Origin of the sequence: Parvularcula lutaonensis (genome assembly GCF_014651915.1) — a bacterium.
Lineage (GTDB): Bacteria > Pseudomonadota > Alphaproteobacteria > Caulobacterales > Parvularculaceae > Parvularcula > Parvularcula lutaonensis.
This window is the reverse complement of sequence record NZ_BMXU01000001.1, coordinates 703779-718634: the sequence shown is the minus strand read 5'-3', so window position 1 is coordinate 718634 and position 14856 is coordinate 703779. Positions and strand designations below refer to the sequence as shown.

Sequence of the window (14856 nt, the reverse complement as noted above, 5' to 3'; positions counted from 1 at the left end):
AACCTCAAGAGATCGTTTCAGCGCACCAACTAAGGGTTGATCTCGTTAGTCCAGTCAGAACTGCATCGGCAAATAAAAGCCAATCTTTATGCAGTTTTTGTTTAAGGAGGTCGAGATGGGTATCGAAACAGCAGGTGTTGCACCGTGGGCTCGGGCGCACGGCAAAGCCATGAGAGGGCTAGTCCTTCGGGACGCCGGTCCGGACAGGGCAAAGTTGCTGAAGAAAAAAGGCGCGGCTGCGGAAAAGATGGCCCGCAAGGCGAAGACCGAGATCGCGGAGCACTCGAAGCCGAAGAAAACAAAGCCTGCCAAGGCCTCCCGGACGCTTCTCTCAATCAGCCACGACAATCAGCTCGGGTTGATGCACTTCCGCCCGAGCCTCGCATCCGCGCGTTTCTTCACCGGCGGTTTCCCCAGTTTTCGTGACGCTCCAGTGCCTGCTCCGGACAAGGTAACGGATGGGCCGGATGAAGCTTCGCAACTGCAGGCGTCGAAACTCGACGCAGCACCTCCATCCGATGCGCCAAAGCTCGAGACATCACCCCAATCCGAAGCGCTGAAACCGGAGGCAGCGCCAAAGTCCGAGGCACCCAAGCTGGAAGCACAGCAAACCCGGGATAGAACAGGCCTCGAGAGCGAGCCGTCCGTGTCGTCAACCGAGGCGCGTGATGTTCGAGCCAATGAGAACGGCGATTCCGTCAAGGAATTACTGACGCGGATCGATGGTCTCACCAATGAACTCGCAGCCATGCGCGCAGAATTCGGGGCCCTGAGCAGCTTCCGGAACTCCTTTTTCATCAGGGGCACGGCTGCACTTTCCCTTTTTGAAGCTACCTATGGCGTCGGCGGCTTCAACAGCACTCTCGCGGCGCTCTACGCGGAGCAATACTACGCAAGGGCGGGGGACAACGGCTGAGCACCGTGGTTTGACTTGCCTCCAGGATCAGCTGTTCCATCCTGCACGGGTCACGGTGCAGGGAACTTGCTGGCATGGAGACGACGAGACCGCTGCGCGGGGAAGGGGACACGGCCCTCTTCCTTGCAGCGCCCCACCACGACGGGCGTCTCGTGCGCCCGCCCAGGTTTCGCGTGCGCCATTGGATGGCCGCGCTCCGCGCACTTCCCGACTTTGTGATTGTCGGCGCGATGAAGAGCGGCACGTCGAGCCTTTACAGCTATCTCATCAAACACCCGCAGATCATGCCGGCCTTCCGAAAGGAAACCCATTACTTCACGAGGGGAAAGCGAGCAGGGTACACGGAAAATTGGTACAGGGCGCATTTTCCGTTGAAAGTGGCGAAGGGGCGGCGGCTGACCGGTGAAGCGACCGCAGGCTACAGTTTCGAGCCCGGAGCCATCGAGGCGCTCAGCGAAACGGTCCCCGATGCGAAGATCATCATGCTGCTTCGCGATCCGGTGGAGAGAGCCATTTCGCATTACTTCCACGAACTTCGCGCCGGCCGCGAAACCCTGCCGATCGAAGAGGCCATGGCGATCGAGGATGACCGCCAGCTCGCGGCGTTGCGGGCGGGCGAAAGCGGACGCGAGACGATGATCCATGCGAGCTACAAGCGGCGGGGAATTTATCACGAACAGATCCGGCGGCTGTGGCGGCATTTCCCGAGGAACCAGGTCCTCGTGATGGGCAGCACGGATGTCTTCGAGGCGCCCGAGCGCGCCGTGGCCAGGGTCTGCGACTTCCTCGGCGTCAAGACGATGAACGAGCAGATCGACTACCGTATCGCCAATCGAGGAACGAATAGGAAGCCGGTGCCGCAGAGCGTGCGCGACGAGCTCAGCGCGTTCTTCGAGCCGCACAACCGGGCGCTGGAGGAGCTGCTGGGCAAGCGCCTCGACTGGTAATCAGTATGATGCACAATTTGTGTTGTCGCAAATAATAAACGAGGCAGGCAGGGGGCTGGAGCGTGGTCCTACTCCTGCCATTCCCGTTCGATGGTCATACCATCATAGGCCGGATCGACGTTATCCGGCACTTCCTTCGCGAGTGTGTTGTAGTCCATGACGACGTGCAGGTTCGTCAGGACGCCGGTCCGGGCGCCTGCGCGTTCGAGGAATTCGAGCGACTTCTCGAGGTGCAGATGGCTGCCATGGGGTTTGTACTGGAGCGCGTCGATGATCCAGCAATCGACGCCTTCCACAATGGGCCAGCTTTCGGGTTCCATGTCATTGAGATCGGCCGAATACGCGAACGGGCCGCAGCGGAAGCCATGCGAAGGCACGCGGCCGTGCTTCTGGAGAAATGGCGTGAACGGAATCGGGCCTGTGGGGCCATCGATCCATGCCGTCTGCCCGTCCTCCGGCATCTCGATCCGGTCGAGGATTGCCGGGTATGCGCTGCCCGGTAACTGCTCGAAGAGATAGCGAAAGCGGTGCTTGATCGCGGGCGAGGTGTGCTCGGAGATGTAAACCGGCACGCGGGCCATGTTCTGGAGGGCAACGGCCCGCAGGTCGTCCATGCCGTGAGTCTGGTCGGCGTGGTCGTGGGTGATGAGCACTGCATCCACGAGACGAATGCCATTCCCGATGAGCTGGAGACGCATGTCCGGCGACGTGTCGATCAGGATCGTCGTGAGATCTCCCTCCCAGCTTCCGTTTTCATGCGCACGCTGAATGGCGATGGAACACCGCATACGGCGGTTCCTGGGTTCGGACGGATCGCATGCGCCCCAATCGCCGCGGCCATCAGGCCCGCCGATGCGCGGCACGCCGCCCGAGCTGCCGCAGCCAAGGATGACGGCACGGAGCTTCACGGTCTCGGCGCTCTTTCGAAAAGGCGGAAGAAGTTCTCGGTGGTCGCTTCCTCGATCACGCTCAGCGGTTCTCCACGGATCTCGGCCAGTTTCTCGGCCACCGGGATGACATAGGCCGGCTCGTTACGGCGACCGCGATAGGGAACAGGGGCGAGATAGGGGCAGTCGGTCTCGATGAGCAGGCGGTCGAGCGGGCAGTCCTTGGCCAGCGCCCTCACCTCATCGGCGCGCTTGAAGGTCACGATGCCGGAAAACGCGACATAGCCCCCCATTTCGAGCCCCGCTTCCATCAGCCTGCGGCCTGACGTGTAGCAGTGGAGAAGAAACGGGAACGGACGGTCCTTATAAGCCTCTTCCAGCATCCTCTGCATGTCTTCGTCAGCGTCCCGCGTGTGGATGATGAGCGGTAGTCCGGTTTCCTGACTGGCTGCGATGTGCGCTGCGAAGACGCGTCTCTGTACGTCCCGGTCGGAATATTCGTAATAGTAGTCGAGTCCGCATTCGCCGATGCCGACGACTTTTTCGGGATGAGCCAGCTCGATCAGGCGCTCGGCGGTCAGGTCACCAAAGTCCTTGGCGTGGTGTGGATGGACACCGACGGAGCGCGTGAAGGCGGGGCTGCGCTCAGCGATCTCGGCAATGGCGGGGACGCTCTCAAGCCGATCCGAGATCAGGAGCATCGCGCCCACGCCTGCTTCCTCGGCACGCTGAAGAACCTCATCGAGATCGTCTTCGTATTTCTCGCCGTGCAGATTGACGTGGCTGTCAACGAACATGCGTGGCCTTTCCGGACAGGGCATCACGGATTGCCATCCCGGCGACGAGCGCCGTCTGGGCTGGATCCGCAGTGCCCGCTTCTGCAAACAGCGCCCTCGCCTTGTCATAGGCTGCGAGACGACGCGCAAGGTCCGTCCGGGAAAGATCATCCTCGGTCAAGGCGCGGCGAAGTCGCGTCAGGACGATTTCGCGGGCCTCTTCGGCGACCAGCTCGGCATTCTTGCCCGAGAACTTGCGCGAGGCAGCGAGGAGGTCGCCCCGGCCGTGGACGGCGCGGAGGAAGCCGTCGGCCATCTGGGAGGCATCCTTGCCTTCGCCCAGCGAGAGGCGAAGCGCCCTGCCCGGCGCGCCTCCTGCGTCACGGGCAAAGCTGAGCGCCTCTTCCCGGCTGCAATCTGCCTTCTGGACCAGCCAGTCTGCTAGCGGCTCGTCCTCGACGGCCCGTAGCGCGATTTTGCGGCACCGACTGGTGAGGGTTGGTAGCAGGCGTGAGGGCGAGCGGCTGAGAAGAAAGAGCGCAGCACCTCTCGGAGGCTCTTCGAGAATTTTCAGCAAGCTGTTCGATGCGGAACGGCCAAGCTCGTCAGCGAGATCGACGATGACGATGGAATGACCAGAGGTCGAGGTCTGGTGCAGCCGTCCGATGACCCTTCGCGCGGCTTCCACATCGATCTCGGAGCGGAGCTTTCCGGTCTTCTCGTTCTCAGTCCGGCGCAGCACCACCACGTCCGGGTGCGATCCGGCAGCAATCAGGCTGCGGACTTTCGGATCGGCCTCGCCAAGGCTCTTCCCGCCGGACAGGATCGTCGCGGTGAGGGTGAAGGCGAGGGTCGCCTTACCCGCCCCTTCGGCACCGGAAATGATGAAGCCGCCCTCGAAGGCGTCTCTGGCGAGCAGTTGCTCGACGGCAAGCCGCGTCTGGGGGGCGGCGAGGAAATCCGTGGCTTCTTCAGGAGGCGGGAGGGTGTCCATGCCCCTGCCCTAGCAGACCGGGGAGGCGATCGTTAACCGCTTTCAGGACCTGCGCCGAGACTTCGTCGATGGGGCGGCTGGCGTCGATGATGACAGTGCGGGCGTCCTTCCCTGCATTGGCGAGGAATGCCTTGCGGACGCCCTCGTGATAGGCACGGCCTTTTCCTTCGAAGCGGTCGGCGGCTCCTCTCTTCGAGGCTCGGGCCAGGCCTTCCTCGACAGGAAGGTCGAAAAGCAGGGTCAGGTCCGGGAGCCGGGTGACGACGGCGCAGTGGATCGCGTCCAGCGTCTCCTCGCCAACACTGGCCTGATAGGCGCGGGTGGAGTCGAAGAAACGGTCGCAGAGGACGACGTGCCCGGCTTCGAGGGCTGGCAGGATCGTCTGGCGCATGTGCGCATCGCGGGCCGCGTTCATCAGGAGCGCCTCGGCCAAGGGTGACCATTCGCGCGCCGGATCGAGGAGTAGCGCGCGCAGGGCTTCCGCCTCGGGCGCGCCGCCGGGTTCCCGTGTCAGCACGACCGTGTGGCCAGCCTTTTCGAAAGCATCGGCAAGGCGCTTGATTTGCGTGCTCTTCCCCGCTCCCTCAGGTCCTTCGAAAGTGATGAAGGTCACTTCGACGATGCCCCGTCAGGCGGCGGAGTCAGGAGCTTGTTCAGGCCAAGGCCAATCTTCTCGAAGACGCCGAGGCCCTTGACGGGTTCGGCCGTGTAAAGAGGAAACTCGCGCACTGGATCGCCCGGAAGCTCGAAGCGGAGGACAGCCACCTGCTCTCCTGCCCTCAGCGGTGCGCGCAGCGGGCCGTCATAGACGATTTCCGCCTCGGCGCCCGCAAGGATACGCTTGTGGGTCGTATAGGTGATGTCCTGATCGATGCGGAGGGGGACGGTATCGGCCTTTCCGGCGAAGACTTCGGCGGTTCCGACCACCTGGTCCTTGGAGAAGAAGGTCTTTGTTTCGAAGGCTTCGAAGGCTTCGTCCATCATCGCGATGGCTGTCCTGCGGCGCTGGGCTTCGCTGTCGAGCCCTGTCACGACGACGATGCGGGCTTCGCCGTCACGTTCGGCAAGACCGACAACGCCGTAACCCGCTTCCTCCGTGTGACCCGTTTTCATTCCCTTGGCCCCTTCCATGGTGCCGATCAGGGGATTGCGGTTGGCCTGGGTGATGTTCGACCAAGTGAATTCGGGGATCGAGAAAAGGTAGCGGTACTCGGGATATTCGAACCAGATATGCCGTGCCAGCTTGGCAAGGTCGCGCATGGACATCCGCTGATCAGGGTGCGGAAGGCCCGTGGGGTTGGCGAAGCTCGAGTCCTCGAGGCCCCACGCACGGGCGCGGGCATTCATCAGCTCGGCGAACGCTTCTTCGCTGCCGGCGATGTTCTCCGCGACAACGATGCAGGCATCATTCCCGGACTGGACGATGATGCCCTTGAGCAGGTTCTCGACCGTGATCTGGGTATCGACCAGCACGAACATCTTCGAGCCGCCGGTCTTCCACGCCTTCTCGGAGACGTAGAACGGCGTTTCCAGACTGATTTTCCCCTGTTCGATGAGGTCGAGAACAACGGCCACCGTCATCAGCTTGGACATCGAGGCAGGCGGCACGGGCGTTGCCGCGTCCTTGCCATAAAGCAACTCGCCCGTGGCGACATCCATGATCGCCGCGTGGGTCGCTGTGGTCCTGATGAGATCTTCGTTCTGGGCTGTTGCCGGTTGGAGGGCGACGAGAGCGAGAGAGAGAACTGTGGCTGGCCAAAGCCGCATCAGCGGGCAGATCCTTCAATGATATGGGCGTCAGGGAAACCGAGACGCTTGGCGTCCTCAAGCGCTTTTTGCGCCGCGAAAGGATGGCTGAACGGACCGAGCCGGACAAGGGTCAACCGCGTGTGGCCAAGGTCCTTGTTATGCAGGGCCACGGGCTTGTCCTCGGGAATGCGGGCTGCAGCGGCGCTCGCGTTCCCGGCGGAGGAAAAGGCGCCGACCTGCACGAAATAGGCTTCGTCCTGCGGCCCGCCAATGCGCACGCCGTCGAGCACGCTGACGTCGAGATCGGCGAGGATCACGTCAGCTTCTTCAGGCAGGACCGGATCGGGCTTCGGTTGGGGGAGCGGGACGGCGCCAGCGGCAAGCGCGAGGGACTGGCCACGCTCCGGCTGGCGGAGGGCAGTAATCGCCTGGTCGATCCTGGCCGGACCCTTGTAACGGACGCGGACGGTCGCGACACCCTCTTCCAGCGTCCCCAGCTGGCGCGCGGCTTCTTTCGAGAGGTCGAGAATGCGGTCATTGGCAAACGGACCGCGGTCATTGACGCGCAAAGTCACCCGCCTGCCGTTCTTCGGGTTTGTGACTTCCACGATTGAGGGCAGCGGCAGGGTCGGGTGCGCAGCCGTCAGGCGGTTCTCGTCAAAGACCTCGCCATTGGCGGTCAGTCGGCCATGGAAACCCGGACCATACCAGCTCGCAAAGCCGATGCGATCGTAACTCGGCTCGGCCTTGGGGACATACCAGACACCTTTCACCTGATAGGGCTTGCCGACCTTTTGGTGCGGATTGGGGGTGCCGTAGATCCCGTCCCTCGCCTGCTTGCCGCCGTTGGAGGCGCAGGCCGCAAGGAGGGAGATGAGGGCAAGCGCAACGATGCGCGAAGCTACTGACCGCATAAACAGACGTCCTCGTGCCAGCGATGATGTGGCCCTTCCCTTCCTCCCCCTAAGGTTAAGGGGCCGTTGAGATCAGGGTCAACGCGATGTGAGGCTATCCCGCCTTTCGGTTTGGACAGGCGTGAATCCAAGAGCCTTCCGCTTCGTTTCCGGGGACGAGCGCGTTCAGTCCCGAGGTGTTGACCAGAGCCTGATCTTGAGGGAGCCGTGGGGCACGGGCGGGGCTGCTTCGAGCTTCAGGCCGGTCGCTTTTGCAAGGGCATCCTCCGAAGTCACGAAGCCAACGCGCCACCCGGCGAAACGATCCCGAACCACGGCACCGAAGGCTCGGTAGAGATCGGCAAGCGCTTTCCTGTCGCCGATACGGGTGCCGTAGGGCGGGTTGGTCAGGAGGAGACCCGGCGGGCTGTCCGGCGGTGTGACCTCGCTGACCGTGCGCTGCTCGAACCGGCAAAGACCTGATACGCCTGCCCGCTCGGCATTGGCCTTCGCAGCCTTGATCGCACCTTCGGCCCTGTCCGAGCCGTGAAAGCGCAGCGATGTGTCTGCCCTCCCGCCGAGAGCTTTCGTCCGGGCGCGGTCGAATGCTTGCGGGTTGAAGCTCGGGAACTCCTGGAAAGCAAAGCGCCGCCCCCTGCCCGGTGCGAGGCCGGCTGCCATTTCGGCCGCTTCGAGCACGATGGTGCCAGAACCGCACATCGGGTCGAGGACAGTGGTCTCTCCGCGATAGCCCATGGAGCGGAGGAACAGCGCCGCGAGCGTCTCCCGTAGCGGTGCCTTGGCCACGTCCTCCTTGAAACCCCTGCGGTGGAGTAGATCACCGGAGCTGTCAGCGCTGATCGTCACCATGTTGTTCTCGATGCGGACAAAAATGCGAAGGCCGTCTTCCGAAGGCTCCGCCCCTGTGACCGCTGCCGCCGCTTTGGCGACGCGCTCGGCCGCCGCGCCCGAGTGGTAGATCCTCGACTTGCGGCAGGTCGCCTCGACGGTGAAGGGCTGCTCTGGCGCTAGGAATTCCTTCCACGGAAGTTCCTTGCTTTTGCCATGAAGAGTGTTCAGCGCGTCAGCCCTGAATCTGCCGAGGCGCACAAGAACGCGGGAAGCTCCCCGAAGCAGGAGGTTTGCCCGCCAGATGTCCGGCCAGGAACCTTTGATCTCCACCCCGCCCGGCACGGCTTTCGCCGCCGTCCAGCCGTGGTCGCGCACCTCGTCGAGCAGCACTGGCTCAAGGCCCGGAGGGGCTGCGAGGAAAATCTCGAAACGGGGGAGGCTCATCGACCGGGCTCCTTCATCGGAGCCGCGGCGTTACGCGCTCCGGCGCTTGGAGAGAAGAAGCAATCCCGCAAAAAGCGCGAGGCCGACGGTGAGGTGCACGAGCTTGACGTTGATGATCTGGTAGTTGACGAACATCAGAGCGAAGAGTGCGAAATAGCTCGCCATCAGTATGTATCCGAGACGCGCCTTGAACAGAGCGAGCAGCGATCCGACCGTCAGCACCACCCCCATCAGGAGGCTCCAGCCGAGATACCCCGCCATGGGCAGGGTTACGATGGCGTTCTCGCTCAGTTCAGCGAAGCCCGGACGCAGGGCATCGACAGCCTGCCTTCCGACCTCGGTGTCGAACCAGCGCGCGGCCTGTCCGAAGCCGAGGCCCGAGCCGACCAACCGCGCGAAGCCATAAACCAAGAACGCGATATTGATGAGATAGTAAAAGACCTGGCGCATGGCGCTCCCCCCTGAGCGCTTCAACCTAAGCAAGGAAATTCAGGGGACAAGGGGCTCACCCAAAAACCGATGGAGACACCACGATAAACGCAGCCACGAGAGACACTCCGGCAAGGAGATAAATCACGTGGGTACGGAGCTTCTCAGGGGTATTGCTCAGGAAGACAACCAGCGGCAGCACACCCGCGAACCCTCCGCCCGAAACAAACGCCACCCAGCGGAACGCCCCTTGGGCATGAAGTCCGAAACCGAATGCGATCAGGGCGAAAACCCAAAGCGCGAGAATCCAGATCGCCTTGACGATCACTCCTCGTCGCCCGCCACCCGCTGCGCCAGTGCGGCGGCCATGAACCTGTCGAGGTCGCCATCGAGCACAGCGTCAGGGGACGGACTTTCCACTTGCGTGCGGAGGTCCTTGACCATCTGGTACGGCTGCAGGACATAAGAGCGGATCTGGTGGCCCCAGCCAATGTCGGTCTTCGACGCGGCCTCGGCATTGGCCTCTTCCTCGCGCTTCTGAAGCTCCAACTCGTAAAGCCGGGCACGGAGCATGTCCCAAGCCGCGGCTCGGTTCTTGTGCTGGGAACGCTGGGACTGGCACTGCACCACGATGCCGGTCGGCTCGTGGGTAATGCGGACGGCGGAGTCCGTCGTGTTGACATGCTGGCCGCCTGCGCCGGATGCGCGGAAGGTATCCACGCGGCAGTCGCTTTCGTTGATCTCGATCTCGATCTTGTCGTCGATCTCTGGATAGACCCAGACCGAGGCGAAAGACGTGTGCCGCTTGGCGGCGCTGTCATAGGGACTGATCCGCACCAGCCGGTGAACGCCGCTTTCGGTCTTGAGCCAGCCATAGGCGTTCGGACCCTTGACGAGAATGGTGGCGGACTTGATGCCCGCCTCGTCGCCTGCCTGCTCCTCCAGCACCTCGACCTTATGGCCGTGCTGCTGCGCCCAGCGGGTGTACATGCGCAGGAGCATCCCGGCCCAGTCATTGGACTCCGTGCCCCCTGCCCCGGCATGGACCTCCAGGTAGCAGTTGTTGCCGTCCGCCTCGCCCGAGAGCAGTGCCTCGAGCTCTGCCGTCTGGGCGCGCTTGGCCAGCTCCTTCATCGAAGCTTCGACCTCGTCGATCGAAGCCTCGTCGCCCTCGGCCTCGGCCATCTCCGCCAGCTCCAGCAGGTCCTCGCGCTCCTGCGCGATGTCTGTCAGGGCACTGATGGCGTTTTCGAGCCGCGTGCGCTCCTGCATCAGCTTCTGCGCTTCCTGCGGGTCGTCCCAGAGGGCTGGATCCTCAGCCTTGTCGTTGAGCTCCTTGAGGCGGGCATTGGCCACGTCCCAATCGAGCGACCGGCGCAGCAGGTTCAGCGATTCCTGAACCTGATCGGAAGCATGGGTGATTTCTGCGCGCATGGTGAGGTCCGTAAGGCTTGGCCGCACCGTCTAGAGCGCTGACCTTTATTGAGCAACTGCCTTGGGCGGAACTGCACCATCGGATCGATCCAAAACCTAGGGATGGAAGGACTGGAAGTCCCTACCTCACTTCGAAACACAAGTGAGGCGCCATGGAAGTGCAAGGGCTTCAACCCCAATCGTCGTTGGCTCAGCGGAGAGACTGCTCCGGAGCGAGGCAGTTATTCCCGATACGGAAGTCGATGGGTTCGATAGTTCGGCTTCACGGCCGAAAGGAAAGCCTACTTCTTCTAGCAACTCAGTTCCGGGTACAACTGACTTGCACCCATCGCAGGTTTACCGCCAGGCGCGGCGCATCGGGCTCACCCCAGACATAGCTCACCGCGGGCTCGTCCTCCGTTTCGTGGATATAGAGGACCTGGCTGTCGCGATTTCGGCCATAGGGCCAGCGCACATGGCGTAGCTTGATGCCGACGGGCGGAAGCCCCGGAATTGCATCCATCTGGTGGTAGGTGCCTTCGGAAAGTTCGATATCTGCGTCGAAGGTCCAGCTCCCATCCGGTCGCTGACGGCTGACCCAGCAGGAGTAGATGTCTGCGGGGTAAAGGGTACCGACGCCGGGCCAGGCCATTTCCCTTGCCGTCACCATGATCGTCGGGTTCTCGGTAGCGAACATCGGGCACCCGCTCTCAAGCGGCGCGAGGAAGAAAACATCGCCTGTCCGGTCCACGCGGAAACTGCATTGGTGAAGACCTTGCCGGGCTTCGGCCTGCAGACCTCCATCCCTGGCCACGAGGGTCCAGCGTTGCCCGTTGGAGAGGTTGATCGTGCCATCGTTATCGGCATGGACATGGAGAGACATGTGCGGCGGTGGTTCATCGCCCAGTTCACCGGCGAAGTAGACCGCTTCGGTGTTGTTCCATGAACCGGCGAGCGCTTCGGTCAGATCAAAAAGATCACGCTCTGCAACGCCCTGGGCCGTTGCCTGCAGCAGCAAGAGTATCAGCATCGCGCGCCAAGCTACACGCTCCGCATGGCGAAGGGAAACGACCGATGCACCGAAGGAGCTGCCGCCTCAGTGCCCCGTATCCGTCCGGCCGATCCTGACGCCGTAATCTGTGGCGACGCCGTATTGCGGGTCGTCTTCCGCAGGCTCGATCAGCTGGCCCGCCGTGGTGAGAAGGCGCTGGCAGTCCGGTGACAGGTGGCGCAGGCGCAGGTCCTTGCCCTCCGTTGCGTATTTCTGGGCCAGCGCGTCGATGGCGGCGAGGCCCGAATGGTCCGCGACGCGGGCGCTGCCGAAGTCGATGATCACCTTGTCCGGATCGCCCTTGGGATCAAAGAGGTCCATGAAACTTTCGACCGAGCCGAAGAAGAGCGGGCCTTCGACGCGGTAGAGCTTGCCATCCTCGTCTTCCTCGATGGCAGCGATGTGCATCTTGGTTGCCTGCTTCCAGGCGAAGACCAGTGCCGAGACGATGACCCCGACAAGCACCGCGACGGCGAGATCCTCCATGACGGTGACCACCGTGACGATGATGATGACCAGCGCATCGGACTTCGGCACGCGGGCGAGGATCTGCAGCGATTTCCAGGCAAAGGTGCCGAGCACCACCATGAACATCACGCCGACCAGCGCGGCGAGCGGGATCTGCTCGATCGGCCCGGACGCGAAGAGGATGAAGCTGAGGAGGAACAGCGCCGCCGCGATGCCGGAGATCCGGCGCAGGCCGCCCGACTTCACGTTGATCATCGACTGGCCGATCATGGCACAACCACCCATGCCGCCGAAGAAGCCGGTGATGACGTTCGCCACGCCTTGCGCCGCACATTCCTGCGAAGCGCCGCCCTTCTCGCCCTTGATCTCGCCGACGAGGTTCAGGGTGAGCAGGCTCTCGATCAGGCCGATGGCCGCGAGAATGACTGCATAGGGAAGGATGATACGGAGGGTCTCGAGGTTGAACGGGACCTCGGGAATGTGGAACGGCGGCAAGCCGCCTTCGATCGAAGCCATGTCGCCCACCCGCGGCACGTCGATGCCGAAGCCGATGACGATCGCCGCAACGATGCCGATGCCCGCGAGGGGCGCAGGGATGGCCTTGGTTATCTTCGGCAGCCCCCAGATGATCAGCATGGTGAGCGCCACGAGGCCGAGGGTGATGACAAGCTGCGAGCCTGTCATCCACTCATGCCCGCCATCGGCGGTCGGGATCTTGAACTGCTCGAGCTGCGCCAGGCCAATGACGATGGCGAGGCCGTTCACAAAGCCCAGCATAACCGGGTAAGGCACCATGCGGATGAACTTGCCCCAGCGGAGAGCCCCGGCGATCAGCTGCAGGATGCCCATCAGGACCACGGTGGCGAACAGGTACTCGACGCCGTGGGAGCTCACGAGCTCGACCATGACCACGGCCAGCGCCCCCGTCGCGCCAGAGATCATGCCCGGACGGCCACCGATGCAGGCCGTGACCAATCCGACGATGAACGCCGCGTAGAGCCCGACCAGCGGGTTCACCCCTGCCACGAACGCGAACGCCACAGCCTCCGGCACCAGCGCCAGCGCCACGGTCAGGCCGGCCAGCACTTCCGTTTTGAGGATGCCGGGGGTCAGCTTGCCGAGGTCTTCGGCGGTGGTCTTGGCGTAGGTGCGAACGGCGCTGAAGCCGTCCGCGAACATGGTCGCGGCGGTGTTCGAGGTCATCGGAGCCTTCGGGGAATTGTGTTGCTGGAGCTGCCCCTATCCCAGATTGTGCGCTGCAGCAAGAGAGGGCCGGATTACACCCTAGTACCCCGCTACCGTCCCGTCTTTCCGCATCTCGGTCGCGCCGACATAGACGCCGTTGTCCTGGCGCATGATGGCCTGGTAGCCGCCGAAGATGATGCCATTGTCGATGACCTCGACATTATGGCCCATGGCGCGCAGGGCTTTTACCGTGGCCATCGGCACGCCGGGTTCAACGCTCAGGCGGCCGGTATCCGCAGGCTGATCGTCAAGATTGCCGGTTGGTGCCCTGCCCCCCGAATGGTTGAAGCGTGCGGCGTCGCCGGCCTCCTGCAGGTTCATGCCGAAATCGAGGATGTTCACCATCACCTGCACATGGCCCTGGGGCTGCATCGCGCCGCCCATGAGGCCGAAGCTGATCCAGGGCTGGCCGTCCTTCATCGCGAAGGCGGGAATGATCGTGTGGAAGGGCCGCTTGCCGGGGGCGTAGACGTTCGGGTGGTTCGGATCGAGGCTGAAGAGCTGGCCCCTGTCCTGGAACATGAAGCCAAGCCCGTCGGGCACGAGGCCCGACCCCATGCCGCGATAATTCGACTGGATCAGGGAGACCATCATGCCGTCCTTGTCGGCGACGGTCAGGTAGGTCGTGTCGCCATCGCTGTCCCAAGGCCCGCCCGGTCCGGGATTCCCCAGCGGTTTTTCGGGGTCGATGAGGGCGAAGCGCTCTTGTCCGTACTCCTCGGAAAGCAGTTCCATCGGGAACTCCGACGTGTCCGGATCGGCGTAGTAGCGGGCGAGGTCCTCGAAGGCGAGGCGCTTGGCCTCTACCATGGTATGGAAGATCTCCGGCCCTGCCCTGTCCATGGAGGCGAGGTCGGCATTCTTCAGGATGTTGAGCATCTGGAGCGCGGCGAAACCCTGGCCGTTAGGCGGAAGCTCGCAAAGCTCCGCCCCCTGATAGCTGACGCAGGCAGGCTCGACCCATTCGCCCTCATGCGCGGCGAAGTCTTCGTAGCGGAGATACCCGCCGATGCGCTCCATGTAGTCTGACATCGTGCGAGCCAGTTCGCCTTCGTAGAAGGCCCTGCGACCTTTCCTAGCAAGGGTGCGGTAGGTCTTGGCGAGGTCCGGGTTGCGGAAAATCTCACCGGCTTCAGGCGGGCCATCGGAAAAGTAGGTCGCCTCGGCATTGGCGAACTCTTCGATCTGTTCGCGCAGGCCCTCTTCGGTGAACCGGGCATAGTTCATGGAGAAATAGGTCGCGATCACGGGACTGACGGGGAAGCCATCCTCCGCATACGCGATTGCTGGAGCGAGGTTTTCCCGCATGGGAAGCTTTCCAAAGCGGCCATGCATGGCGAACCATCCGTCCACGGCACCCGGCACGCTGACCGGCAACGCACCAAAGGGCGGAAGGCTGTCCGCGCCGTCCAGCTTCTCGATCAGCGTGTCATAGCTAAGCCCCTTGGGCGAGCGGCCCGAGCCGTTGTAGCCGTAGAGCTTTTCTGTCTCCGGGTCCCAAATGATGGCGAAGAGGTCGCCGCCGATGCCGTTGCCCGTGGGCTCCATAAGCCCGAGCGCAGCGTTGGCCGCGATGGCCGCATCCACGGCGCTGCCGCCCTCCTTGAGGATATCGATTGCAACCTGGCTGGCGAGCGGATGAGCCGTCGCAGCGATGCCGTTCTGGGCGTAGACGGGGCTTCGCGACCAAATTTCGCCTACCGGCCTGCCCCCGGCCCCAAGCTCATCCGCGGACATGGCCGCCCCGAAGAGCGCCATGGCGCTCAAGGCTGCTGCGATCGGTTTGCACATG

15 protein-coding genes are annotated in these 14856 nt (G+C 63.1%); 2 read left to right on the top strand and 13 right to left on the bottom strand.

The annotated features are described in order from the left end of the window. Window positions 1-169: 169 nt before the first annotated feature. Both IE053_RS03375 and IE053_RS03370 read left to right on the top strand, forming a co-directional pair. A complete protein-coding gene (locus IE053_RS03375) occupies window positions 170-916 on the top strand; it encodes a hypothetical protein (protein ID WP_189571773.1) in 747 nt (248 codons plus the stop codon). A 74-nt stretch (window positions 917-990) separates the two neighbouring features. After that, window positions 991-1863 (top strand): sulfotransferase, encoded by an 873-nt coding sequence (locus IE053_RS03370; protein WP_189571770.1) that lies wholly within the window; start codon window positions 991-993, stop codon window positions 1861-1863. A gap of 68 nt (window positions 1864-1931) precedes the next feature. Here the strand turns inward: IE053_RS03370 and IE053_RS03365 are convergent, their stop codons facing one another. From IE053_RS03365 to IE053_RS03305, 13 genes are all read right to left on the bottom strand, one after another. Further along, the gene (locus tag IE053_RS03365; protein ID WP_189571767.1) at window positions 1932-2771 is read right to left on the bottom strand and encodes an MBL fold metallo-hydrolase; all 840 of its coding nucleotides are present in this window, start codon (window positions 2769-2771) and stop codon (window positions 1932-1934) included. Beyond that, on the bottom strand, window positions 2768-3547 hold the full coding sequence (locus IE053_RS03360) for a TatD family hydrolase (RefSeq protein WP_189571765.1): 780 nt from the start codon (window positions 3545-3547) through the stop codon (window positions 2768-2770). Before IE053_RS03360 ends, IE053_RS03365 begins: the two co-directional genes overlap by 4 nt. Beyond that, entirely contained in the window at window positions 3537-4520 is a 984-nt protein-coding gene (locus tag IE053_RS03355) for a DNA polymerase III delta subunit-related protein (RefSeq protein ID WP_189571762.1), read from the bottom strand. Before IE053_RS03355 ends, IE053_RS03360 begins: the two co-directional genes overlap by 11 nt. Further along, the gene (gene tmk, locus IE053_RS03350; protein WP_229786034.1) at window positions 4498-5133 is read right to left on the bottom strand and encodes a dTMP kinase; all 636 of its coding nucleotides are present in this window, start codon (window positions 5131-5133) and stop codon (window positions 4498-4500) included. Before tmk ends, IE053_RS03355 begins: the two co-directional genes overlap by 23 nt. Further along, entirely contained in the window at window positions 5130-6287 is a 1158-nt protein-coding gene (locus IE053_RS03345) for a D-alanyl-D-alanine carboxypeptidase family protein (RefSeq protein ID WP_189571760.1), read from the bottom strand. The genes tmk and IE053_RS03345 overlap by 4 nt, the downstream gene beginning before the upstream one ends. Beyond that, window positions 6287-7183, bottom strand: coding sequence for a septal ring lytic transglycosylase RlpA family protein (locus IE053_RS03340; RefSeq protein ID WP_189571757.1), 897 nt, complete (start codon window positions 7181-7183; stop codon window positions 6287-6289). The genes IE053_RS03345 and IE053_RS03340 overlap by 1 nt, the downstream gene beginning before the upstream one ends. A gap of 165 nt (window positions 7184-7348) precedes the next feature. Next, the gene (locus tag IE053_RS03335) at window positions 7349-8458 is read right to left on the bottom strand and encodes a THUMP domain-containing class I SAM-dependent RNA methyltransferase (protein ID WP_189571754.1); all 1110 of its coding nucleotides are present in this window, start codon (window positions 8456-8458) and stop codon (window positions 7349-7351) included. 30 nt (window positions 8459-8488) lie between these two features. Next, entirely contained in the window at window positions 8489-8908 is a 420-nt protein-coding gene (locus IE053_RS03330) for a hypothetical protein (protein WP_189571751.1), read from the bottom strand. Between the two features lie 55 nt (window positions 8909-8963). Then, entirely contained in the window at window positions 8964-9215 is a 252-nt protein-coding gene (locus IE053_RS03325) for a hypothetical protein (protein ID WP_189571749.1), read from the bottom strand. After that, window positions 9212-10321 carry a peptide chain release factor 2 gene (gene prfB, locus IE053_RS03320; RefSeq protein WP_189571746.1) on the bottom strand — a complete coding sequence of 370 codons (1110 nt, stop codon included), beginning with the start codon at window positions 10319-10321 and terminating at the stop codon, window positions 9212-9214. The genes IE053_RS03325 and prfB overlap by 4 nt, the downstream gene beginning before the upstream one ends. Window positions 10322-10619: 298 nt before the next feature. Then, window positions 10620-11330, bottom strand: a complete 711-nt coding sequence (locus tag IE053_RS03315; RefSeq protein ID WP_189571743.1) for a hypothetical protein — start codon at window positions 11328-11330, stop codon at window positions 10620-10622. A gap of 66 nt (window positions 11331-11396) precedes the next feature. Further along, window positions 11397-13022: a SulP family inorganic anion transporter gene (locus IE053_RS03310; protein ID WP_229786033.1), complete on the bottom strand. Its 1626-nt coding sequence runs from the start codon at window positions 13020-13022 to the stop codon at window positions 11397-11399. A gap of 81 nt (window positions 13023-13103) precedes the next feature. Next, window positions 13104-14855, bottom strand: coding sequence for a gamma-glutamyltransferase family protein (locus tag IE053_RS03305; RefSeq protein ID WP_189571740.1), 1752 nt, complete (start codon window positions 14853-14855; stop codon window positions 13104-13106). Window position 14856 lies beyond the last annotated feature (1 nt).

Coding starts and splice junctions, on each gene's coding strand:
- IE053_RS03375 (WP_189571773.1), top strand. CDS start 170: ATGAGAGGGCTAGTCCTTCGGGACGCCGGTCCGGACAGGGCAAAGTTG.
- IE053_RS03370 (WP_189571770.1), top strand. CDS start 991: ATGGAGACGACGAGACCGCTGCGCGGGGAAGGGGACACGGCCCTCTTC.
- IE053_RS03360 (WP_189571765.1), bottom strand. CDS start 3,547: ATGTTCGTTGACAGCCACGTCAATCTGCACGGCGAGAAATACGAAGAC.
- IE053_RS03355 (WP_189571762.1), bottom strand. CDS start 4,520: ATGGACACCCTCCCGCCTCCTGAAGAAGCCACGGATTTCCTCGCCGCC.
- IE053_RS03345 (WP_189571760.1), bottom strand. CDS start 6,287: ATGCGGCTTTGGCCAGCCACAGTTCTCTCTCTCGCTCTCGTCGCCCTC.
- IE053_RS03340 (WP_189571757.1), bottom strand. CDS start 7,183: ATGCGGTCAGTAGCTTCGCGCATCGTTGCGCTTGCCCTCATCTCCCTC.
- IE053_RS03335 (WP_189571754.1), bottom strand. CDS start 8,458: ATGAGCCTCCCCCGTTTCGAGATTTTCCTCGCAGCCCCTCCGGGCCTT.
- IE053_RS03330 (WP_189571751.1), bottom strand. CDS start 8,908: ATGCGCCAGGTCTTTTACTATCTCATCAATATCGCGTTCTTGGTTTAT.
- prfB (WP_189571746.1), bottom strand. CDS start 10,321: ATGCGCGCAGAAATCACCCATGCTTCCGATCAGGTTCAGGAATCGCTG.
- IE053_RS03315 (WP_189571743.1), bottom strand. CDS start 11,330: ATGCTGATACTCTTGCTGCTGCAGGCAACGGCCCAGGGCGTTGCAGAG.
- IE053_RS03310 (WP_229786033.1), bottom strand. CDS start 13,022: ATGACCTCGAACACCGCCGCGACCATGTTCGCGGACGGCTTCAGCGCC.
- IE053_RS03305 (WP_189571740.1), bottom strand. CDS start 14,855: ATGTGCAAACCGATCGCAGCAGCCTTGAGCGCCATGGCGCTCTTCGGG.